Origin of the sequence: Mesorhizobium sp. 1B3, from assembly GCF_050958605.1 — a bacterium.
Classification (GTDB): Bacteria; Pseudomonadota; Alphaproteobacteria; order Rhizobiales; family Rhizobiaceae.
This window is the reverse complement of sequence record NZ_JBJHDO010000045.1, coordinates 1-227: the sequence shown is the minus strand read 5'-3', so window position 1 is coordinate 227 and position 227 is coordinate 1. Positions and strand designations below refer to the sequence as shown.

The window sequence follows — 227 nt, the reverse complement described above, 5'->3', positions numbered from 1 at the left end:
AAGGTTGGGTCGACGAAGATGAATGATACTAGCATGAAATGCGCCGGTGTGGATGTCTCCAAGGCGAAGCTCGACGTGGCCGTTTTCGACGGGCAGCGTTTTGTGGAGACGAATGACGCTGACGGCCACCGCCGGCTGGCTGCCCGGCTGAGGGCGGCCGGGGTCAAGCGGGTTGGGCTGGAGGCGAGCGGCAACTATGAAGCCGCCGTCAGGACGGCACTTGAAGC

The 227-nt window shown here is 63.0% G+C and carries 1 pseudogene; it reads left to right on the top strand.

From position 1 onward, the window contains the following. Positions 1-18: 18 nt before the first annotated feature. Positions 19-227: pseudogene (locus ACCO56_RS33090) on the top strand (IS110 family transposase); the annotation flags it as partial.